Here is a 21,059-nt window from a genome sequence, read left to right as displayed (position 1 = left end):
CACTCCGGCGTCCGGTTGAAATCCGGCTGCCGGGCACCGAGTCTGGACCCGTCGGGTGTGACCGGCGCTACACAGCGCCGCCTGCCTTCAGGAGGTAGCCCATGACACAGGCGGTACGGCAGCCCCGCGGCCCCCGCGCGCTGGTCAATGCCGTTCTCAACAGCGACGGGAAGACCCATCCCGTCGAGAACACCTTCGTCGCGGTGACGGTCGTGCTCGGCGCCGTCGCCTTCATCTCCTCCGCGTTCAGCAACCTCCACCTGCTCAGCTCGTGGACCGGGCTGGCCGGCGTGCTCAGCGGCGCCTGGGGCCAGTTCATCTCGGCCACGACGGGCGAGCGCTTCCTGCTGATCATCGGGCTGGGCGCCTCGGCCATCGGCCTCTTCCTGGGCATCGCGCACGGCGGGCCCTTCGGAGGCCTGATCGGCTAGCGGCAGCCCGCCCCTGCCGTCGTAATGTCCTCGTACCCGGCCCCGCGGCCGGGTACGAGGGCAGGGCCGGGCGAGGCCGCAGGGCCGTACGGCCAAACGGGTCGCTCCACCGTCGCAGTAGGCTTCGGCGCGAGAGCCGGAGCCCCGACCCTGGGGACACACCTGCCGAGGAGCGCCCCGCAATGAGCCTGACCCTGAGGACCATCAGCCGAGAGCAGCATCTGGCGTACATCCAGAGCCTGCCCGCGGCGAGTCACATGCAGGTGCCGGCGTGGGCCGATGTGAAGGCCGAGTGGCGCTCCGAGAGCCTGGGCTGGTTCGACAAGACCGGTCAGATGGTCGGCGCCGGTCTGGTGCTCTACCGCCAGCTGCCCAAGATCAAGCGCTACCTGGCCTACCTCCCCGAGGGTCCGGTCATCAACTGGTACGCCCCGAACCTCGAGGACTGGCTCCAGCCCATGCTGGCCCACCTCAAGCAGCAGGGCGCCTTCTCGGTGAAGATGGGCCCGCCCGTGGTCATCCGGCGCTGGGACGCCAACGCGATCAAGGGCGGCATCGCCGACGCGGACGTGAAGCGGCTGCGCGACGTCGAGCCGACCTTCATCGAGCCGCGCGCCTTCGAGGTCGCCGACAAGCTGCGCCGGATGGGCTGGCAGCAGGGCGAGGACGGCGGCGCCGGCTTCGGCGACGTCCAGCCGCGCTACGTCTTCCAGGTGCCGCTGGCGAACCGCTCGCTGGAGGACGTCCACAAGAACTTCAACCAGCTGTGGCGCCGCAACATCAAGAAGGCCGAGAAGGCCGGCGTCGAGGTCGTCCAGGGCGGTTACGAGGACCTGGCCACCTGGCAGCACCTGTACGAGATCACCGCCGAGCGCGACAAGTTCCGCCCGCGCCCGCTGAGTTACTTCCAGCGCATGTGGACAGCCCTCAACTCCGAGGACCCCAACCGCATGCGGCTGTACTTCGCCGTGCACGAGGGCGAGGCCGTCGCCGCCGCGACGATGCTGATCGTCGGCGGGCACGTCTGGTACTCCTACGGCGCCTCCGCCAACCACAAGCGCGAGGTGCGCCCGTCGAACGCCATGCAGTGGCGAATGCTGCGGGACGCCTACGCGCTGGGCGCCACCGTCTACGACCTGCGCGGCATCGGTGACTCGCTGGACGAGAGCGACCACCTCTTCGGTCTCATCCAGTTCAAGGTCGGCACGGGCGGCGAGGCTGCCGAGTACCTCGGCGAGTGGGACTTCCCGCTCAACAAGCTGCTGCACAAGGCCCTCGACATCTACATGTCGCGCCGCTGAGCCGGCTGCTCCGACTGCTTCATCCACACCGAGGGAAAGGTTTCGGGACCGGCGATGGCGCTCACGCTCTATGTCGACACCGCGCGCTGGCGGGCACACCAGCAGTCCGTGATCCAGCAGTTTCCGGGGATCGTCCCGGTCTGCAAGGGCAACGGCTACGGATTCGGGCATGGACGCCTGGCCGATGAGGCGACCCGGATGGGCGCCGACCTCCTCGCCGTCGGCACCACCTACGAAGCGGCCACGGTCAAGGACCTCTTCAGCGGCGACCTGCTGGTGCTCACGCCCTTCCGGCTCGGCGAGGAGCCGGTGCCGCTGCCGGACCGCGTCATCCGTTCCGTCTCCTCGGTCGAGGGGGTACGCGGCCTGGTCGGCGCCCGCGTGATCGTCGAGGTCATGAGCAGCATGAAGCGGCACGGCATCAGCGAGGAGGACCTGCCCAAGCTGCACGCGGCCATCGAGGACGTGCGCCTGGAGGGCTTCGCGATACACCTCCCGCTGGACCACGCCGACGGCACCTCCGGCGTCGACGAGGTGGCCGCCTGGATGGAGCGGCTGCGCGCCGCCCACCTGCCGCTGCACACCATGTTCGTCAGCCACCTCAAGGCCGACGAACTGGCCCGGCTGCAGCAGCAGTTCCCGCAGACCCGCTTCCGCGCCCGGATCGGCACCCGGCTGTGGCTCGGCGACCACGACGCCACCCAGTACCGCGGCGCCGTCCTGGACGTCACCCGGGTGTCCAAGGGCGACCGCTTCGGCTACCGGCAGCAGAAGGCGGCCGGCGACGGCTATCTGGTCGTGGTGGCCGGCGGCACCTCGCACGGTGTCGGCCTGGAGGCCCCGAAGGCGCTGCACGGCATGATGCCGCGCGCCAAGGGCGTGGCCCGCGCGGGCCTGGCCACCATGAACCGCAACCTCGCGCCGTACGTCTGGGCGGGCAAGCAGCGCTGGTTCGCGGAGCCCCCGCACATGCAGGTCTCCATCCTCTTCGTGCCGGCCGACGCGCCCGCCCCCCAGGTCGGGGACGAGCTGGTGGCCCATCTGCGGCACACCACCACGCAGTTCGACCGCATCGTCGACCACTGATCCGACCCCCCTGACACGGGGAGCCGGGACCGCCGCCTACGGGTTGCGGCTCCCGGTGCCCCACTGGACGCGCGTGCCGTCGGCCCTGTCCTGCGGGTACGCCGCGTGCCGGGCCCGGCGGGCGGCGCCGGCCACGACCATGTCCGGCGCGCCGTCCAGGACGCCCCCGGAGGGGTCGTCTGATCCGTCCCGCCGCACGACGTCGCGCTCGGGCATCAGGATGTCCCGGACGACCAGGGCGCAGAGGTAGAGCGTGCCCAGCAGGTGCACGACGATGGCCAGTTGATAGCCCTCGGGCGGCAGGCCCTGGTGCTTGTCGCCGCTTCCCGTGTAGGCCAGGTAGAACCAGATGCCCAGGAAGTACAGGACCTCACAGGCCTGCCAGACGAGGAAGTCGCGCCACTTGGGCCGGGCCAGCGCCGCGAGCGGGACCAGCCAGAGCACGTACTGCGGCGAATAGACCTTGTTGACCAGGATGAAGAGCGCCACGACCAGGAAGGCCAGCTGCGCGAAGCGCGGCCGCCTGGGGGCGCACAGGGCGAGGGCGCCCAGGCCCAGGCAGCCGAGGACCATCAGCAGCGACGCATAGGTGTTGGCGTCGTCCAGGGGATTGCCCGTGCGCTGCGAGATGAACAGCCACACGGATCCGAAGTCGACCGGCCGGTCCTGGCTGAAGGTGTAGAACTTCGCCCATCCTTCGCGGATGCGGAAGCCGCCGGCATCGTGGGTGATCATCACTGGCAGGTTCACCACCAGCCAGGCGCCCGCCGCACCAACGGCCGCGCCCGTGAAGGCCCTCAGCCGCCCCGCCCTCAGGCACAGGACGAACAACGGCCCGAGCAGCAGCAGGGGATACAGCTTCGCCGCGGCGGCGAGCCCGATCAGGACGCCCGCCGCGATCCCCCGGCCGCGCGACCACAGGAGCATCGCGGCAGCGGTCAACGCGACCGCGAAGAGGTCCCAGTTGATGGTGGCCGTGAGCGCGAAGGCGGGCGCGAGGGCGACCAGCAGGGCGTCCCAGGGGCGGCGCCGGTGCGTGCGGGCCACGCACACCGCGATGACCGCGGTGCACGCCAGCAGCATCCCGGAGTTGACGAACCAGTACATCTGCTCGCGGTGCTGGACGGTGCCGCCGCCCGGCGTGAACAGCGCGGCGACCTCCATGAACAGGCCGGTCAGGACCGGGTATTCGAGGTAGTCCATGCCGCCGGAGAGGGACTGGGGAATCCGGTCGAAGTACGGAATGAGCCCCGCGTCGAAGCCGCGCCCGGTGTACAGGTGCGGGATGTCGGAGTAGCACGCGTGCGTGTACTGCGTGGTGGCGCCGAAGAACCAGCCGTGGTCGTAGCACGGCAGCTTCTGCACCATGCCGAGCGCGAACATCCCGATCGCCACGAGCGCGATCACCCTGACCGGCGTCCACCACCCGCCGGGCAGCGCCCGGCGGCCCATCGGCCCGCCGATGAGCTCACTGCCGGCGGCGGCCACCTCGTCCTCCACCGTGGGCCGTACCGGCCGCTCGTCGCGCTCGCTGCTCATGGACCCATCCTGCCGTAACCGCCTCGCCCCTGCCCGAGCCTGTGGATAACTCCGAGGGCCGCCCCGCACAGTGGCGGGACGGCCCTCGATGAGTGGTCGGCGGAGCGGGCTCCGCCGGACGGATGCGCCGGACGGGCGCCGGTCAGCCGTTCGGGCCTCCGAAGAGTCCGCCCGGCGAGTGCCGTGACGGGCTCGGCCCCGGCGTCTCGCCCCCGGTGTCGCCACCGGGGCCTCCGATGTCCCCGGAACCGCCCGGCCCGCCCGCGGCGCCCTGGTCGGCACCGCCGCTCGCGCCGCACTTGCCCTTGTGGCCGAACGGGGGGCAGGACTTGGACGCCGACGGGGAGCTGGACGGGGACTTCGACGGCGACGGCGACGCGGATGCCGTCGCCGAGGGCGACGCGGGCGCGACCGCGCTGGGGGAGGGGCTGGCGCCCTCCCCGTAGACCTTCACACCGATCGGCTGCGGCGCGTCGAACTGCTCGACGGGCGCGCCCTTGAGCGCCTGTCCCATGTAGTCGGCCCAGATCTGCGCGGGGAACGACGCACCGTGGATGGTGGCCTGACCGCCCACGCCGCGCATGGACAGGAACTCCTGCTGCTTGGCGTTGGGGTCGACGCGGTACATGCCGATTGCAGTGGACAGCTGCGGGGTGTAGCCCGCGAACCAGGCGGAGCGGTTGCCGTCGGTCGTACCGGTCTTGCCGGCCACCGGGCGGTCACCGAGCTGCGCCGACGTGCCGGTGCCCGCCTGGACCACGGTCCTCAGCACGTCGGTGACGTTGTTGGCCACGTTCGCGTCGAAGGCCTGCGCGCTCTTCTCCTCGTGCTCGAACACCGCCTTGCCGTCCTTCTCGACCTTGCCGACGGAGTACGGGTCGACCTGCTTGCCGCTGTCCGCGAAGGTCCCGTAGGCACCGGCCAGGCGGATTGCGCTGGGCGCCGAGGTGCCGAGCGAGAAGGTGGGAGTGAGGGAGGCCAGCTGGTCCTTGTCCAGGCCCGCCTTGAGCGCCGCGTCCTGGACCAGGTCGGTCCCCACGTCCATGCCGAGCTGGATGTAGGGGGTGTTCACCGAGAACTGCATGGCGGTGCGGAGGCTGATGGGGCCGCGGTCCTCGTCACCGTCGTTCTTCTGCTGCCACTCGCTGCCGTCCTTGTCGTGCCAGACGGTCCCGTCGTAGTTCCGCAGGGTCAGCTTGTCGTTGCCGTTGTAGATGCTCTCGGGCGAGACGAGCGTGCGCTGGCTGTCGCTCTGCTGCGGGCCGAGGCCCGGGTTGCGCTTCCCGTGCGTCATCGCGGCCGCCAGGACGAACGGCTTGAAGGTCGAGCCGACCTGGACACCGGTGTAGTCGGCGTTGTTGGTGAAGTGCTCCAGCGCGTTCTCGCCGCCGTAGATGGCGACGATCTTGCCGGTCTTGGGCTCCACCGAGGCGCCGCCGAACTGCACGTACTTGTCGACGTCCCGTGCGTCCGGCTTGATGTTGGCCTTGCGGACGTCCTCCACCGACTTGGTCAGCGCGGCGACCTTGTCGCGGTCGAAGGTCGTGTAGATCTGGTAACCGCCCTTGTCCAGCTCGGCCTTGCTGATCTTGGAGTGGGCGACGATGTAGTTGTCGGCCAGGTCGGTGAGGTAGCCGATCTGGCCGGCCCTGTTGGTCGCGGGCTTGGGCTTCTGCGGCTGCGGGAAACCCTTGGCGACCCACTGGTCGTGCTCGGCCTGCGACAGGTGCTTCGTCTGCACCTCACGGTCCAGGATCCACTTCCAGCGGTCCGTGGCGCGCTTGAGGTTCTTCTCCGGCGTCGCGGCGGGCCCCTGGCCACCGTACGGGTCGTACAGGTTCGGGCCGTTCAGCGTGGCCGCCAGGTACGCGCTCTCGCTCGGCGTCAGGTTGTTGCAGTCCTTGTCGAAGTACGCTCGCGCCGCGGCCTGGATGCCGTACGCGCCACGCCCGTAGTACGCGGTGTTGAGGTACCCGGCGAGGATGTCGTCCTTCTGCTGGGTCGCGCCGACCTTTATGGAGATGAGCAGCTCCGTGGCCTTGCGCTTGACCGTCTGTTCCTGGCTCAGATAGGTGTTCTTCACGAACTGCTGGGTGATGGTCGAGCCGCTCTGCGTCTCACCGCCCTGTGCCATCTTCACGATGGCGCGCGCGACGCCCATGGGGTCGACGCCCCAGTCCTGGTAGAAATTGGCGTTTTCTGCGGAAATCACCGCATTCTGCATCGACTTGGGGATCTGTGCGATCGGCACGATCTGCCGGTTGAGGCTGCCGCCGCCGGCGACGACCATCTGCTTGCCGTCGGCCCAGTAGTAGACGTTCTTCTGCACGACCGAGGCCTTCTGCGCGCTCGGCACCTGCACCATGGCCAGGGCGACGCCCACGGCCCCGAAGACGAGCCCCACGAAGGTGAGGCACAGCCCCGTCATCAGCTTCCAGGACGGGATCCAGCGGCGCACACCGGACTTGCCCGCGCGGGGATAGTCGATGAACCGCTTGGCAGCCGGACGGCCGCTGCCCCTGCGGCCCCGGCCGTCTCCGCCCGGTGCCGGCTCCGCCGCGCGTCTGCGTCCGCCTCCCCCGCCTCCTCCACCTCCCCCGCCGCGCCGGCCCGCACGGCGGGCGTCGGCCCGGCCGAGGCCCGGCGAAGGGGAGTTGTTGGACGGCGCGGCTCGCCGGCCCGGCGTCGGCTGCTGGGCCGCACGGCGGGCCGCGGCGCGGCCGCCTCCCTGGGGCTGCGGAGGCTTGCGGCGGTGTTCGCTCATCGAACGACTACTCCTCGGGCAGGCGCTATCGCCTGACAGCGGCAAGATGGCTTGCATTCCCCCCGATGTGCGCCGCCGCTCTTCCCCCGAGCCGCCGGGCACACTGACTCCGGGTCGAGGACGTCTGCGGGCGTCACCCGGTTCCCAGTGGTCTGCATGGCCCACAGACTACGCACGGCCAAATCCCGCCCACTGGGGATGTTCACTCAAAAATCAGGCCGGTTCTGTCCCACGAATCAGTGATGTGACCTCGTTCACCGTGCCCCCTCTTGTCGGCTCAACGGCCCCGTTCTATCGTCTGGATGTATCGAGTCGATACATCAGCTCGGCATAAGGGACCAATAAGGACTAGGGGATTAGGCTGTGGGGGACAAGGAGGCGAAACATGAGCAGACGCTCCGGCATCCTCGAGTTCGCCGTCCTCGGCCTGCTCCGCGAGTCCCCGATGCACGGCTACGAGCTGCGGAAACGCTTGAACACCTCGCTCGGGGTGTTCCGTGCGTTCAGCTACGGCACCCTCTACCCCTGCCTGAAGTCCCTCGTGGCGAACGGCTGGCTGGTCGAGGAGGCGGGGAGCGCTCCGGAGGATGCCCGGGCGGCGTCCATGGCCGGGCGGCGGGCGAAGATCGTCTACCGGCTGACGGCGGAGGGCAAGGAGCACTTCGAGGAGCTCCTCTCCCACACCGGCCCGGACACGTGGGAGGACGAGCACTTCGCCGCCCGCTTCGCGTTTTTCGGGCAGACCTCCCGGGACGTCCGGATGCGGGTGCTGGAAGGCCGCCGCAGCCGGCTGGAGGAGCGTCTGGAGAAGATGCGCGCCTCCCTGGCCCGTACCCGAGAACGGCTGGACGACTACACCCTCGAGCTTCAGCGGCACGGCATGGAGTCCGTGGAGCGCGAGGTCCGCTGGCTGAACGAGCTGATCGAGAGCGAGCGGGCCGGGCGTGACAAGCGCCCCGGCCCGGACCAGTGAGCCCTGCACCCCGCAGGGCTTCGTCGAGTACAAACAGGGAGCAACCGGAATGGGTTCGGTTCGCGTAGCCATCGTCGGCGTGGGCAACTGCGCCGCCTCGCTGGTGCAGGGCGTCGAGTACTACAAGGACGCCGACCCGAACGGTCGCGTGCCGGGTCTGATGCACGTGCAGTTCGGCGACTACCACGTGCGCGACGTCGAGTTCGTCGCCGCCTTCGACGTCGACGCGAAGAAGGTCGGCCTCGACCTCGCCGACGCCATCGGTGCCAGCGAGAACAACACCATCAAGATCTGCGACGTGCCGGCTGCCGGCGTCACGGTCCAGCGCGGCCACACCCTCGACGGCCTGGGCCTGTACTACCGCCAGACCATCGAGGAGTCCTCCGAGGCCCCGGTCGACGTCGTCCAGGTCCTGAAGGACCGCCAGGTCGACGTCCTGGTCTGCTACCTGCCGGTCGGCTCCGAGGATGCCGCCAAGTACTACGCACAGTGCGCCATCGACGCCAAGGTCGCCTTCGTCAACGCCCTCCCGGTCTTCATCGCCGGCACCAAGGAGTGGGCGGACAAGTTCACCGAGGCGGGCGTCCCGATCGTGGGCGACGACATCAAGTCGCAGGTCGGCGCCACCATCACGCACCGCGTGATGGCCAAGCTCTTCGAGGACCGGGGCGTCGTCCTGGACCGCACGATGCAGCTGAACGTCGGCGGCAACATGGACTTCAAGAACATGCTCGAGCGCGAGCGCCTGGAGTCCAAGAAGATCTCCAAGACGCAGGCCGTCACCTCGCAAATCCCCGACCGCGACCTGGGCGAGAAGAACGTCCACATCGGTCCCTCGGACTACGTGGCCTGGCTGGACGACCGCAAGTGGGCCTACGTGCGCCTCGAGGGCCGCGCGTTCGGCGACGTCCCGCTGAACCTGGAGTACAAGCTCGAGGTCTGGGACTCCCCGAACTCCGCCGGTGTCATCATCGACGCCCTGCGCGCCGCGAAGATCGCCAAGGACCGCGGCATCGGCGGCCCGATCCTCTCCGCCTCCTCGTACTTCATGAAGTCCCCGCCGGTCCAGTACTTCGACGACGAGGCCCGCGAGAACGTCGAGAAGTTCATCAAGGGCGAGGTCGAGCGCTAGGAACGGCTCACAGCCTCCGCCTCCACGGGCCTCCGGGTAATCCACCCGGAGGCCCGCGCCGTGTGTGAGGCTGGGCGGCATGCCCGTAGTGCGTGATCTTCGCGTCCTGCTCCATCTGCGCGATTTCCGCCGTCTGCTGGCAGTCCGGCTGCTCTCCCAGGCGGCCGACGGGGTCTACCAGGTCGCCCTCGCCGCCCACGTCGTCTTCTCCCCGGAGAAACAGGCGTCTCCCGCGGCCATCGCCTCCGCCATGGCCGTCCTGCTGCTCCCCTATTCGCTGCTGGGGCCCTTCGCCGGCGTGCTGCTCGACCGCTGGCGCCGCCGACAGGTGCTGCTGCACGGCAATCTGCTGCGCTCGGTCCTGGCCGTCTGCACCGCCCTGCTCATCGCGGCCCGCGTGCCGGACTGGCTGTTCTACGTCTCCGCGCTGTCGGTCACCGCGGTCAACCGCTTCGTCCTCGCCGGGCTCTCGGCGTCCCTGCCCCGCGTGGTCGACAGCCAGGAACGCCTGGTCATGGCCAACTCCCTGTCCCCCACGGCCGGCACCCTGGCGGCCACGGCAGGCGGCGGCCTCGCCTTCGCCGTCCGGCTCGCCGCGCCGCACGGAACGGCCTCCGACGCCCTCGTCGTGCTCGCCGGGGCGCTGCTGTACCTGTGTGCCGGCCTCTGCTCCCTGCTCATGCCCGTCGGGCTGCTGGGCCCGGACGTCACCGCTGCCCACGTCCGGCTGCGTACGGCGCTGTCGGTCACCGCGCGCGGCCTGGCCGCCGGGGTGCGGCACCTCGCGCAGCGCCGCATCGCGGCCGGTGCGCTGGCAGCCATGACGCTGATGCGCTTCTGCTACGGGGCCCTGACGGTGACTCTGCTGATGCTCTGCCGGTACGCCTGGGCGGACACCGGGTCCGACGGGCTGGCGATGCTCGGCTATGCGGTCGCCGCCTCGGGAGCGGGCTTCTTCGCCGCGGCCGTGGTCACGCCGTGGGCCGTCGGCCGGCTGGGAAGGCTCGGCTGGATACTGGCCTGCGCCACGGCGGCCGCGGTCCTGGAACCCGCCCTGGGGCTCCCCTTCGAGCCCGCCCCCATGCTGGTCGCCGCGTTCGTCCTGGGGCTCGTCACCCAGGGAGCCAAGATCACCACGGACACGATCGTCCAGGCCTCCGTCGACGACGCGTTCCGCGGCCGGGTCTTCTCGCTGTACGACGTCCTGTTCAACGTCGCCTTCGTGGGGGCGGCGGCGGTCGCCTCCCTGATGCTGCCGCCCGACGGCAGGTCGCCCGCCCTGATCATCACGGTGGCGGTCATCTACGGAGCAATTGCTGCCACTATGGCGGGATTTCGCCGCCGCTGAGTGTCACATCAGGGCCACAGGACAGTTGCGGGCTGCGTACATGCCAAAAGCGGCGGTTACCGTACGGGCTGCACGTGCCGACATGGCTCACTTCAGCTCGGGGGACATCTGTGGCCACTCCGCCGCCCCATCAGAATCCGTACGCCCAGCAGGGCGGCGGCAATCCCTACGCCCAGCCGCCGCAGGCACCGTACGGCGCGCCCCCGCCGGGCCCGTACGCCCAGCAGCCTCCGCAGGGCCCGTACGGGCAACAGCCTCCCGGCCCGTACGGCCAGCAGCCGCCCGGTCCCTACGGTCAGCCCGGCGGCTTCCCGCAGGCACCGATACCGCCGCAGATGCCGAGCCGTTCCCCGAAGAAAGTCATCCGGAACATCGTGGTGCCGATCATCGCCCTCGTCGTCGTGGTGGGCGGCTGGCTGTTCGGCAAGAGCGACGACACCACCAAGCTGGCCGTCGGCGACTGCCTGCAGAACACCGGCTCGACCTCCAGTCCGTCGATCAAGAAGCTCCCCTGCACGGACAGCAAGGCGGCCTACAAGGTGCTCAAGAAGATCGACGGCTTCACCCTGGCCTCGCTGGCCTGCTCCAATGTCGAGGGGGCAACCTCTGCGCTCACCTGGAAGGAGCGCTCGAACCGCTTCACCCTCTGTCTGAGCAACAACAAGGCGTAACAGTGAGGGGCGGTGTTTCACGTGAAACACCGCCCCTCACTGCTGCCCCGTGCTGATGTTTCACGTGAAACATCAGCACGGAACATCCCGCCTCAGCTCTGCTCCGCCCACCAGTCCTTGAGCATGGCGATCGCGGCCTCCCGCTCCATCGGACCGTGTTCCAGGCGCATCTCCAGCATGTGCTTGTACGCCTTGCCGACCTGCGGCCCCGGGCCGATGCCCAGGATCTGCATGATCTCGTTGCCGTCCAGGTCGGGCCGGATCGCGTCCAGCTCCTCCTGCTCCTGGAGGCCGGCGATGCGCTCCTCCAGCCCGTCGTAGGCGCGGGACAGCGCCTGTGCCTTGCGCTTGTTGCGTGTGGTGCAGTCCGAGCGGGTCAGCTTGTGCAGCCGGTCCAGCAGCGGCCCCGCGTCGCGCACGTAGCGGCGGACGGCCGAGTCGGTCCACTCGCCGGTGCCGTAGCCGTGGAAGCGCAGGTGGAGCTCGACGAGCCGGGAGACGTCCTTCACCAGCTCGTTGGAGTACTTGAGCTTGGTCATCCGCGTCTTGGTCATCTTGGCACCCACCACCTCGTGGTGGTGGAAGGAGACCCGGCCGTCCAGCTCGAAGCGCCGCGTCCTCGGCTTGCCGATGTCGTGCAGCAGCGCGGCCAGGCGCAGGACCAGGTCGGGACCGTTCTCCTCCAGGTCGATCGCCTGGTCCAGGACGGTCAGCGTGTGCTCGTAGACGTCCTTGTGCCGGTGGTGCTCGTCCCGCTCCAGGCTCAGCGCGGGCAGCTCCGGCAGGACGTGGCGGGCGAGCCGCGTGTCGACAAGGAGACGGAGTCCCTTGCGGGGGTGGTCGGAGAGGATCAGCTTGTTCAGCTCGTCACGGACCCGCTCGGCCGAGACGATCTCCAGGCGGTCGGCCATCTCGTTCATCGCCGTGACGACCTCGGGAGCGACCTCGAAGTCCAGCTGAGCGGCGAAGCGGGCCGCCCGCATCATGCGCAGCGGGTCGTCGGAGAAGGACTCCTCCGGGGTGCCGGGCGTGCGCAGGACCCGCCGGGCCAGATCCTCGAGGCCGTTGTGCGGGTCGACGAACGTCTTCTCCGGCAGCACGACGGCCATCGCGTTGACGGTGAAGTCACGGCGGACGAGGTCCTCCTCGATGGAATCGCCGTACGAGACCTCCGGCTTGCGCGAGGTCCGGTCGTAGGCTTCCGATCGATATGTCGTGACCTCGATGTCGAAGTCCGCTTTGCGGCACCCCACGGTGCCGAAGGCGATCCCGACCTCCCAGACCGCGTCGGCCCACGGGCGCACGATCTTCAGCACGTCCTCGGGACGGGCGTCCGTCGTGAAGTCGAGGTCGTTGCCGAGCCGGCCCAGCAGCGCGTCCCGTACCGATCCGCCGACCAGGGCGAGCGTGAACCCGGCTTCCTGGAATCGGCGGGCGAGGTCGTCGGCTACGGGGGACACCCGCAGGAGCTCGCTCACGGCACGGCGCTGCGCCTGGCTGAGCTCGTTGGTCGACGGCAGGGTGTGGCTGTCATTGTTGGCGTTCGGCACAACAGAACAGGGTACGTGGCCGCGCGCGGAGCAGCCTCCTCGTTACGGGACGCTCCGTGACGGCATGCGTACAGCGGGCACGGTCCGGACCCCGGGGCCGGATGTCGATCTTGCAAGGCGGTCCGCGGCACTTCGTCGCAGCGGGCCTCGTTACCATTCGGGGACGCACCATCCGACGACCACTGACAACGACGAGGGACGGGCGACGCGTGGCCGAGGCGGCAGAGTTCCAGGGGACGACTTCCGCTCCTGCCTGCCGGTGGGCCCGGCGCACCGCGGTGCTGCTCGGGGTCCTGCTCTTCGTCGGCCTCCTGCACCTGCCGACGGCCCCCGCCGCCCGTGCGGACGTCGCGGACGTCGGGGGCACCCGTTCGGTCGGTGTCTCCATCGATGCGCTGACTCCCGTCGCCCCGACGCAGAACGACACGCTCACCGTCTCGGGCACGATCACCAACAACGGCAAGTCGGCGATCACCGGCGCCCATGTGGGACTGCGGGTGGGATCGCAGCTCGGCACCCGCAGTGACATCGACGACATAGGGGACAAGGGCGGTTTCTCGCCGAGCTCCGACGGCGCCGAGGTGGGCGGCAACCACACGCAGAAGATCGACAAGCTCGCTCCGGGCGTCAGCCAGAACTTCAGCCTGACGCTGCCGGTGAAAGACCTGAACCTCGGCAAGGACGGCGTCTACCAGCTCGCCGCCACCCTCTCCGGGCAGTCCGCCGACCAGCCCTACGAGCGCGTGCTGGGCATCCAGCGGACCCTGCTCCCCTGGCAGCCGTCGGCGGTCGAGGGCAAGAAGACCAAGCTCACCGTCCTGTGGCCGCTGATCTCGACCACGCACCTGAGCGCGCGCACCGAGTCCGACCAGCAGCAGACGCCGGTCTTCATCAACGACGACCTCGCGGGCGACCTGGCGCCGGGCGGCCGGCTGCAGCAGCTCGTGTCCCTGGGCAAGACCCTGCCGGTCACCTGGGTGGTCGACCCCGACCTGCTGGCCACGGTCGAGGCCATGACCAAGCCCTACCGGGTGGGCACCCCGGACGGGAAGAGCAGCACCCCCGGCCGGGGGCAGGCCGTCGCCAAGCAGTGGCTGGGCCAGCTCCAGGACGCCGTCGCCAACCACCAGGTGGTGGCCCTGCCGTTCGCCGACCCGGACCTGGCCTCGCTCGCACACCGCGGGAAGGACGTCTCCGGCGCCCTCAGCCACCTCCAGTCCGCCACCGAGCTCGCCTCGACCACCGTGGACACCATCCTCGGCGTCAAGCCGCGCACGGACTTCGCGTGGCCCGTGGACGGTGCGGTCGACACGTCCATCGTCGACGTCGCCACCTCGGCGGGCGCCCACAACGTCATCGCGCGCAGCGACAGCTTCCGCGAGTCCGGCAACACCTACGCCCCCACCGCCGCCCGGCAGATCGGCGGCGGCAACACGGCGATCGTCGCGGACGCCCGGCTCTCCACCGCCTTCCAGGGCGAGATGATCCGGGCCGGGGACTCCTCCCTGGCCGTGCAGCAGTTCCTGTCCCAGAGCCTCGTGGTGAACAAGCAGGCGCCGGAGAACGAGCGCAGCATCGTCGTCGCCCCGCAGCGCATGCCCACGACCAGCCAGGCCCAGGCGATGGCCGCGGCGGTCAAGGGCCTGTCGGACGGCCGCTGGACGCAGCCTCTCGACCTGGGGGACGCGGCCAGGGCCACTCCCGACCCCAACGCCGCGCAGCAGGTGCCCGGACCCGGCTCGTACCCCGACGCCCTGCGTTCGCAGGAGCTGACCACCGGGGCGTTCCAGGAGATCCAGAAGACCCAGAGCACCCTGGACAGCTTCAAGGTGATCCTCAGCGCCCAGGACCGGGTGGTCACCCCCTTCGGCAGCGCGATCATGCGGGAGATGTCCACGTCGTGGCGGGGCAACCCGCAGGGCGCGGGACAGTTCCGCAACGGCGTCCAGGCGTACCTCTACAAGCTCACCCGCCAGGTGCAGCTGATCAAGAAGTCCGACGCGACCCTGTCGGGCCGCAGCGCGACGATCCCGGTGACCGTCGAGAACGGCCTGCTGCAGGAGATCCACGGGCTGAAGCTCGTCCTGGAGTCCAGCCAGCCGAACCGCCTCAAGATCGACAACGCCCAGCCGGTCAAGGTGGAGGGCGGGCACAGCCAGTCCGTGAAGTTCGAGACGCGGGCCAACGCCAACGGACCCGTCCAGGTGACCGCCCGCCTCTTCACGAGCGACGGCCAGCAGTACGGCGACTCGATGACCTTCACTGTGCATGTCACCTCCATCACGCCTATGGTGCTGCTGGTCATCGCCGGAGGCGTGCTCCTCCTGGTCCTCGCGGGGCTCCGCATCTACCTCCAGCGCAAGCGCGCCGCAGCGCACAAAGCCGCTGGTGGCGGGCCCGAGAACACAGGCGGGGACGGGCCGGAGGGCAGCGGCGGCCCCGGTGACGACATGCCCGGGCAGCCGGGTGACCCGGCCGTGGACACCGGAACGCAAAGCGGTGGCCCGTCCGGCCCGGGTGAGAAAGTGGAACATTGACGTGTTGTGGGGCCGGCCGGCCGCCGACGATGAGGTGGGGTAGCGATGAACGCGCCGTACGACGGTGACCACGGTCCGGGGACGGGCGGTGAGCAGCGGGGCCAGTACCCGCCGGTGCCGCCTGCCCAGCCCCAGGCGCAGCAGGGGACCCCGTACCCCCAGGACCCCTACCTCCAGGACGCGTACACGGCCGACCCGTACGCACCGCAGGCCCCATACGCACCTCAGGACCCGGCCGCCCCGACGGCCGACGCGCTCTACGACCAGGCCACCCGCCCGATGCCGGCCGTGCCCCAGCACCCCTCCGGCGCCCGGCCGTGGCCGCAGACCCCGGCCCCGGCCCCGCAGACCGGCATGCCCCAGCGGACCCCCGTCGAGGAGCCGACGGCGCAGATCCCGGCCGTCGGCGGCTTCGCGGCCCCGGGCGAGCCCCCGCAGCGGGACGCCTTCGCGCACCTCTACCGCGACCAGCAGCAGCCGTACGAGCCGCAGCGCCCGTCGGACCGGCCGCCGGTCCCGGCGCCGGGGCAGTTCGTGCCCCAGCCCGCCCAGCCCCCGCAGCCGCCGGCCGCGGAGCCCGCAGCGGAGCCGGAGGCCGCGGCCCCGGCGAAGAGCGGCAAGGCGGCCAACCTGCTGAAGTCGAGCGCGGTCATGGCCGCGGGCACCATGGTGTCCCGCGTCCTGGGCTTCGCCCGGAACCTCGTGATGGCGGCGGCGATCGGCGTCGGCACGCTGAACGACGACTACCAGGTCGCCAACACCCTGCCGACGATGATCTACATCCTCGTCGGCGGCGGCGCGCTCAACGCGGTCTTCATCCCGCAGCTGGTGCGCGCCATGAAGAACGACGAGGACGGCGGCGAGGCCTACGCCAACCGGCTGCTCACCCTGGTCGTCGTCATGCTGGCGGGCGTCACGACCGTGTGTGTGCTCGGTGCACCGCTCTTCATCAGGATGATGTCGCCGACCATCGCGGACGATCCGGCCCGGATGGGCGTGGCCGTGGCCTTCGCCCGCTACTGCCTTCCGACCATGTTCTTCATGGGCGTCCACGTCGTCCTGGGTCAGATCCTCAACGCCCGCGAGCGGTTCGGCGCGATGATGTGGACCCCGGTCCTCAACAACATCATCATCATCGCCACCTTCGGCTCCTTCATCTGGGCCTTCGGCAGCTTCTCCGACAGCGGCGTCAGCGCGTCCACCATCACGCCCGAGGGCGTCCGGCTGCTGGGCATCGGCACCCTGCTGGGCCTGGTCGTCCAGTCCCTGGCGATGCTCCCCTACCTGCGTGACGCCGGCTTCCGGATCCGTCCCCGCTTCGACTGGCGCGGCCAGGGCCTGGGCAAGGCCCTCGGTCTGGCGAAGTGGACGTTCTTCTTCGTCCTCGCCAACCAGCTCGGACTGGTCGTGGTCACCCAGCTGGCCACGGCGGCCGGTGCCACGGCCGAGAAGGCCGGCCACCCCGGCACCGGTATCACGGCCTACAACTTCGCGCTCCAGCTCTGGCAGATGCCGCAGGCCATCATCACGGTCTCGGTGATGACCGCCGTCCTGCCCCGGATCTCCCGCGCCGCCCACGACGGGGACGCCTCGGCCGTCCGGGACGACCTCTCCCACGGCCTGCGCACCTCGGCCGTGGCCATCGTGCCCTGCGCCTTCGCCTTCCTGGCGCTGGGCGTCCCCACGGCCACCCTGATGTTCGCCTCGGGTTCCGGGGTCGGCGGCGCCACCAACATCGGCTTCATCCTGATGGCCTTCGGCCTCGGCCTGATCCCGTACTCCGCGCAGTACGTCATCCTCCGTGGCTTCTACGCCTACGAGGACACGCGCACGCCGTTCTACAACACGGTCATCGTGGCCGCCGTCAACGCCGCCGCCTCGGGGCTGAGTTTCCTCGTGCTGCCCGCACGCTGGGCCGTGGCCGGCATGGCCGCGTCCTACGGCCTGGGCTACGCGATCGGCGTGGGCGTCGCCTGGCGCCGTCTCCGCAACCGGCTGGGCGGCGACCTGGACGGGGCCCGCGTCGTACGGACCTACGCCAGGCTGGCCGGTGCCTGCCTGCCCGCCGCTCTGTTCGGCGGTGCGGTCTCGTACGGAATCGGTCAGGTTCTGGGCTACGGCTTCGCAGGTTCGCTCGCCGCTCTGATCGGCGGCGGTCTGGTCCTGGTCGCCGTGTTCTACCTTGCCGCCAAGCGGATGCGCATCGACGAGCTGAACGCCATGGTCGGTATGGTCCGCGGACGGCTGGGGCGCTGACCGGAGCACAACCATCGCCCGCTGCCGTGTGTCGTGCATAGCGCCGGACTGTGGGCACAATTGTCTTGGCTGTGGACAGGGTGCAACGGATGGGGAGGCAGGGACGACGGTGGCGGAACGGAGCACGGCTGCCGTCGACGTGGCCGACAACAACGGCGAGCAGCCGCTGACCGCCGAGGCGGGCCAGGCCACGACCGACGGGGCGAAGGCCGACAAGAAGGTCGGTACGCACCAGGACAGCGAGCGCGCGGAGAGCAAGAGCTCCGCGCGTGATGCGCAGCCGCTCGAGCTGCACAGCGGCCACAAGCTCGCCAGAAGGTACCGGCTGGAGGAGTGCGTCACCCGTCTGGAGGGATTCAGCAGCTGGCGTGCGGTCGACGAGAAACTGCGCCGTGCCGTCGGCGTCCACATCCTTCCCGCCGACCACCCCCGCGCCCGTCCGGTGCTCGCCGCCGCCCGTTCGGCCGCGCTCCTCGGCGACCCCCGCTTCGTCCAGGTCCTGGACGCGGTCGAGGAGAACGAGCTCGTGTACGTGGTCCACGAGTGGCTGCCCGACGCCACCGAGCTCACCCCCCTCCTGGCCGCCGGCCCGCTCGAACCGCACGATGCCTACCAGCTCGTGAGCCAGGTGTCCCAGGCCATGGCGGCCGCACACCGTGAGGGCCTGGCGCACCTGCGCCTCACCCCCGGCTCCGTCCTCCGCACCGGGACCGGCCAGTACCGCATCCGCGGCCTGGCCGTCATGGCCGCGCTCCGGGGCATCACCTCCGAGCACCCCCAGCGGACCGACACCGAGGCCATCGGTGCGCTCCTCTATGCCGCGCTCACCCAGCGCTGGCCGCACGAGAACAACGCCCACGGCCTGACCGGCCTGCCCAAGGGCATGGGCCTGATCGCCCCCGACCAGGTCCGGGCCGGCGTCCACCGGGGCCTCTCCGAGCTGGCCATGCGCGCGCTCGTGGACGACCAGGAGAAGTCCTGCACCACCCCGGAGGAGCTGGCCAAGGCGGTCACGGCGATGCCGCGTATCCGGCCGCCGGAGTCCGCGTTCCCTGCTGCCGCCTACCAGCGCCCCTCATACGGCCCGGCCCCGCACCGCACCGGTGGCCCTGCCGCCCAGCCGGTTCCCGTGCCCCCGCCGCCCCCGCTGGAGAGCCGCACCGGCAAGGCCATCAAGTGGAGCGTCTCGGCTCTGCTCATCGCCGCCCTGGGCCTGGGCAGCTGGCAGCTCGCGGACACGCTGCTGAAGCCCGGCGACAACGACGAGCCGTCGCGCTCGCAGTCCTCGGGGGACGGGCTGCCGAAGAAGCCCGATGCCGGTCAGCCCATACACATCGCGGGTGCCAGGGAATACGCGCCGGACGGCAGCCCGCAGCACAGCGATCAGGTCCAGTTCACCTACGACGGCGACCCCAAGACCTCTTGGCGAACGAGGGCCTTCGACGACGGGCCGACCCTCAGCCCGTTCAAGACGGGCGTCGGGATCGTCTACGACCTCGGGTCGAACCAGAAGCTCAGCGGCGCCACGGTGCAGCTGCGCTACGGCGGGGACCACACGACAGTGTCGCTCTATGCCGCCGACTCGCTGTCACCCCCTGCGTCGCTGAGCGGGATGCAGAAGCTGTCGACAGACACGACGACCAGCACCACGGCGAAGATCTCGCTCAAGGAGCCGGCCGAGACGCGGTACGTCCTCCTATGGATCACGGCCGTGCCGTATTCTGCCGCCGATCCCGAGACGTTCAGCGGAGCGGGCTTCAAACAGGCCATCAGCGACGTGCAGTTCACCGGCTGAGCCACGAGGCAGACCGCCAGGGGGAGGGGGCTCGACGTTGGACGACGCCACACGTGCCGGCGCGAGCGATGCCGAGCTGCTCTCCCGGCACATCGACGGCGATCGGGACGCCTTCGGCGAGATAGTCCGCCGGCACCGCGACCGGCTCTGGGCCGTGGCCCTGCGGACCCTCGGCGACCGGGAAGAGGCCGCGGACGCCGTCCAGGACGCCCTCGTCTCCGCCTACCGGGCCGCCCACACCTTCCGGGGACAGTCCGCCGTCACCACCTGGCTGCACCGGATCACCGTGAACGCCTGCCTGGACCGGGCCCGCAAGAGCGCCTCCCGGCGCACCGCGCCGCTCGCCGAGACCGAGCGACTGGAGCAGCTGCTGGAGCCGCACGAGTCGGCCGCCGCCCCCGCCGAGCGCAGCGACCTGCACCGGGAGCTGATCCGGGCGCTGGCCACGCTGCCCCCGGACCAGCGGGCCGCCCTGGTCCTGGTGGACATGCAGGGCTATCCCGTCGCCGAAGCGGCCAGGGTGCTGGACGTCCCCACCGGCACGGTGAAGAGCAGATGTGCCCGCGGCCGGGCACGACTGCTGCCACTGCTCACCCATCTGCGCCCGGATGGCAGGGGTAGCCCGCACGTCGGCAGGGAAAGGAACCGGTCGCAGGGGACGTCCGTCCCACCACCGGCAGAGCAGAGCGACACAGATCCAGTGAAGGGCGGAGGTGGGCGAGCGTGACCTCGACGACCGGCACGGACGGGCACCCGGAGGTCGCGGAGATCTCCGCACTTGCCGAGGGAGTCCTCTCCCCCTCGCGTTCGGCGGATGTCCGGGAGCACCTGGCGGACTGTGAGCTCTGCAAGGACGTGCGGAGCTCCCTGAGCGAGATCCGGGAGCTGCTGGGGACGCTGCCCGGCCCGCCCCGGATGCCCGCGGACATCGCAGGCCGGATCGATGCCGCGCTGGCAGCCGAAGCACTGCTCGACGCCACCGCCCCCAGGCCGGGCGACGACGTTTCACGTGAAACAGCACCGAGCGAGCACCGGCCGGAGACCACCCCCGTTTCACGTGAAACGGGGTCGCCGGTTTCACGTGAAACCGGCGACCGTCCCGCAGGGCGCCCTCGCGCCGCAACGGGCCCGGGCCGGCAGACCCCCGCCCCCCGGCGCCGCAGGATCCGGCGCGGGCCCGCCGTGCTGCTCGGCACCGCATGTGCCGCCGCCGTCATCGGGCTCGGCAGCCTGTTCCTCCAGGGCGGTTCGGACGGCACCTCTCGGGCGAGCGCCGGCGCATCCGGCGGGAGCCGGCCCCCGTCGGGCTTCTCCGAGCAGGAACTCACGGTGCGCGTACAGGACCTGCTGCGCTCCTCCTCGGCCTCCGTGGAACCCCGCGGCATGAGCGCCCAGAACTCCCCCGAGACGCTGCGCGACAACGGCACCACGGCCCCGTCCTGCGTACGGGAAGGCATCGGCCGCCCCGAGTCCGCTCTGGCCACCCGCTCGGAGAAGTACCGTGAACAGGACGCCTATCTCGTCGTCCTGCCGCATCCCGGCAACGCCGCGCTCGTTGACGCCTACGTCGTGTCCGCCGCCTGTGAGTCCTCCGCCTCCCCGGCCCCCGGGCAGGTGCTGCTCGACCGGACCGTGCCGCGCCCCTGACGCGCCACCGCTCGGGCTGTCGTCTCCGG

15 protein-coding genes are annotated in these 21,059 nt (G+C 70.5%); 12 read left to right on the top strand and 3 right to left on the bottom strand.

Features of this window, described 5'->3' with window-relative positions; translation table 11 throughout:
* Positions 1-101: 101 nt before the first annotated feature.
* The 3 genes from ACWD4B_RS14180 to ACWD4B_RS14170 all read left to right on the top strand — a co-directional run bounded on the left by ACWD4B_RS14180 (position 102) and on the right by ACWD4B_RS14170 (position 2,818).
* Positions 102-431 carry a hypothetical protein gene (locus tag ACWD4B_RS14180; RefSeq protein ID WP_451420984.1) on the top strand — a complete coding sequence of 110 codons (330 nt, stop codon included), beginning with the start codon at positions 102-104 and terminating at the stop codon, positions 429-431.
* Positions 432-613: 182 nt separating this feature from the next.
* Complete coding sequence (locus tag ACWD4B_RS14175; protein WP_336410320.1) at positions 614-1,732, top strand: lipid II:glycine glycyltransferase FemX; 1,119 nt, start codon at positions 614-616, stop codon at positions 1,730-1,732.
* A 54-nt stretch (positions 1,733-1,786) separates the two neighbouring features.
* Positions 1,787-2,818, top strand: a complete 1,032-nt coding sequence (locus ACWD4B_RS14170; RefSeq protein ID WP_451420983.1) for an alanine racemase — start codon at positions 1,787-1,789, stop codon at positions 2,816-2,818.
* Between the two features lie 36 nt (positions 2,819-2,854).
* Here the strand turns inward: ACWD4B_RS14170 and ACWD4B_RS14165 are convergent, their stop codons facing one another.
* Positions 2,855-4,357, bottom strand: coding sequence for a glycosyltransferase family 87 protein (locus ACWD4B_RS14165; RefSeq protein WP_451420982.1), 1,503 nt, complete (start codon positions 4,355-4,357; stop codon positions 2,855-2,857).
* A gap of 142 nt (positions 4,358-4,499) precedes the next feature.
* Complete coding sequence (locus ACWD4B_RS14160) at positions 4,500-7,121, bottom strand: transglycosylase domain-containing protein (protein ID WP_451420981.1); 2,622 nt, start codon at positions 7,119-7,121, stop codon at positions 4,500-4,502.
* 385 nt (positions 7,122-7,506) lie between these two features.
* Between ACWD4B_RS14160 and ACWD4B_RS14155 the strand changes: the two genes are divergently transcribed.
* The 4 genes from ACWD4B_RS14155 to ACWD4B_RS14140 all read left to right on the top strand — a co-directional run bounded on the left by ACWD4B_RS14155 (position 7,507) and on the right by ACWD4B_RS14140 (position 11,245).
* Positions 7,507-8,094, top strand: a complete 588-nt coding sequence (locus tag ACWD4B_RS14155) for a PadR family transcriptional regulator (RefSeq protein ID WP_336410316.1) — start codon at positions 7,507-7,509, stop codon at positions 8,092-8,094.
* Positions 8,095-8,143: 49 nt separating this feature from the next.
* Complete coding sequence (locus ACWD4B_RS14150; RefSeq protein ID WP_451420980.1) at positions 8,144-9,226, top strand: inositol-3-phosphate synthase; 1,083 nt, start codon at positions 8,144-8,146, stop codon at positions 9,224-9,226.
* Positions 9,227-9,305: 79 nt separating this feature from the next.
* On the top strand, positions 9,306-10,574 hold the full coding sequence (locus ACWD4B_RS14145; RefSeq protein WP_451420979.1) for an MFS transporter: 1,269 nt from the start codon (positions 9,306-9,308) through the stop codon (positions 10,572-10,574).
* Positions 10,575-10,684: 110 nt separating this feature from the next.
* Positions 10,685-11,245, top strand: a complete 561-nt coding sequence (locus ACWD4B_RS14140) for an LppU/SCO3897 family protein (RefSeq protein WP_451420978.1) — start codon at positions 10,685-10,687, stop codon at positions 11,243-11,245.
* Positions 11,246-11,337: 92 nt separating this feature from the next.
* Here the strand turns inward: ACWD4B_RS14140 and ACWD4B_RS14135 are convergent, their stop codons facing one another.
* Positions 11,338-12,795: a CCA tRNA nucleotidyltransferase gene (locus ACWD4B_RS14135; RefSeq protein ID WP_451420977.1), complete on the bottom strand. Its 1,458-nt coding sequence runs from the start codon at positions 12,793-12,795 to the stop codon at positions 11,338-11,340.
* 209 nt (positions 12,796-13,004) lie between these two features.
* Here ACWD4B_RS14135 and ACWD4B_RS14130 point away from each other — a divergent pair, with 209 nt between their 5' ends.
* The 5 genes from ACWD4B_RS14130 to ACWD4B_RS14110 all read left to right on the top strand — a co-directional run bounded on the left by ACWD4B_RS14130 (position 13,005) and on the right by ACWD4B_RS14110 (position 21,030).
* Positions 13,005-15,332: a DUF6049 family protein gene (locus tag ACWD4B_RS14130; protein WP_451420976.1), complete on the top strand. Its 2,328-nt coding sequence runs from the start codon at positions 13,005-13,007 to the stop codon at positions 15,330-15,332.
* A 45-nt stretch (positions 15,333-15,377) separates the two neighbouring features.
* Positions 15,378-17,588: a murein biosynthesis integral membrane protein MurJ gene (gene murJ / locus ACWD4B_RS14125; RefSeq protein WP_451420975.1), complete on the top strand. Its 2,211-nt coding sequence runs from the start codon at positions 15,378-15,380 to the stop codon at positions 17,586-17,588.
* 109 nt (positions 17,589-17,697) lie between these two features.
* Positions 17,698-19,383 (top strand): protein kinase family protein, encoded by a 1,686-nt coding sequence (locus ACWD4B_RS14120; RefSeq protein ID WP_451420974.1) that lies wholly within the window; start codon positions 17,698-17,700, stop codon positions 19,381-19,383.
* Positions 19,384-19,420: 37 nt separating this feature from the next.
* The gene (gene sigM / locus ACWD4B_RS14115) at positions 19,421-20,110 is read left to right on the top strand and encodes an RNA polymerase sigma factor SigM (RefSeq protein ID WP_451420973.1); all 690 of its coding nucleotides are present in this window, start codon (positions 19,421-19,423) and stop codon (positions 20,108-20,110) included.
* Positions 20,107-21,030 (top strand): anti-sigma factor family protein, encoded by a 924-nt coding sequence (locus ACWD4B_RS14110; protein WP_451420972.1) that lies wholly within the window; start codon positions 20,107-20,109, stop codon positions 21,028-21,030. Before sigM ends, ACWD4B_RS14110 begins: the two co-directional genes overlap by 4 nt.
* The last annotated feature ends 29 nt before the right edge of the window (positions 21,031-21,059 follow it).

It is taken from the genome of Streptomyces sp. NPDC002536 (assembly GCF_053594995.1).
This window is presented reverse-complemented; position numbering and strand designations above follow the sequence as displayed.

Excerpts from the sequence above, each read along its gene's own strand:
- ACWD4B_RS14150 (WP_451420980.1), top strand. The coding sequence starts at position 8,144 with ATGGGTTCGGTTCGCGTAGCCATCGTCGGCGTGGGCAACTGCGCCGCC.
- ACWD4B_RS14170 (WP_451420983.1), top strand. The coding sequence starts at position 1,787 with ATGGCGCTCACGCTCTATGTCGACACCGCGCGCTGGCGGGCACACCAG.
- murJ (WP_451420975.1), top strand. The coding sequence starts at position 15,378 with ATGAACGCGCCGTACGACGGTGACCACGGTCCGGGGACGGGCGGTGAG.
- ACWD4B_RS14165 (WP_451420982.1), bottom strand. The coding sequence starts at position 4,357 with ATGAGCAGCGAGCGCGACGAGCGGCCGGTACGGCCCACGGTGGAGGAC.
- ACWD4B_RS14175 (WP_336410320.1), top strand. The coding sequence starts at position 614 with ATGAGCCTGACCCTGAGGACCATCAGCCGAGAGCAGCATCTGGCGTAC.
- ACWD4B_RS14145 (WP_451420979.1), top strand. The coding sequence starts at position 9,306 with ATGCCCGTAGTGCGTGATCTTCGCGTCCTGCTCCATCTGCGCGATTTC.
- ACWD4B_RS14155 (WP_336410316.1), top strand. The coding sequence starts at position 7,507 with ATGAGCAGACGCTCCGGCATCCTCGAGTTCGCCGTCCTCGGCCTGCTC.
- ACWD4B_RS14160 (WP_451420981.1), bottom strand. The coding sequence starts at position 7,121 with ATGAGCGAACACCGCCGCAAGCCTCCGCAGCCCCAGGGAGGCGGCCGC.
- ACWD4B_RS14180 (WP_451420984.1), top strand. The coding sequence starts at position 102 with ATGACACAGGCGGTACGGCAGCCCCGCGGCCCCCGCGCGCTGGTCAAT.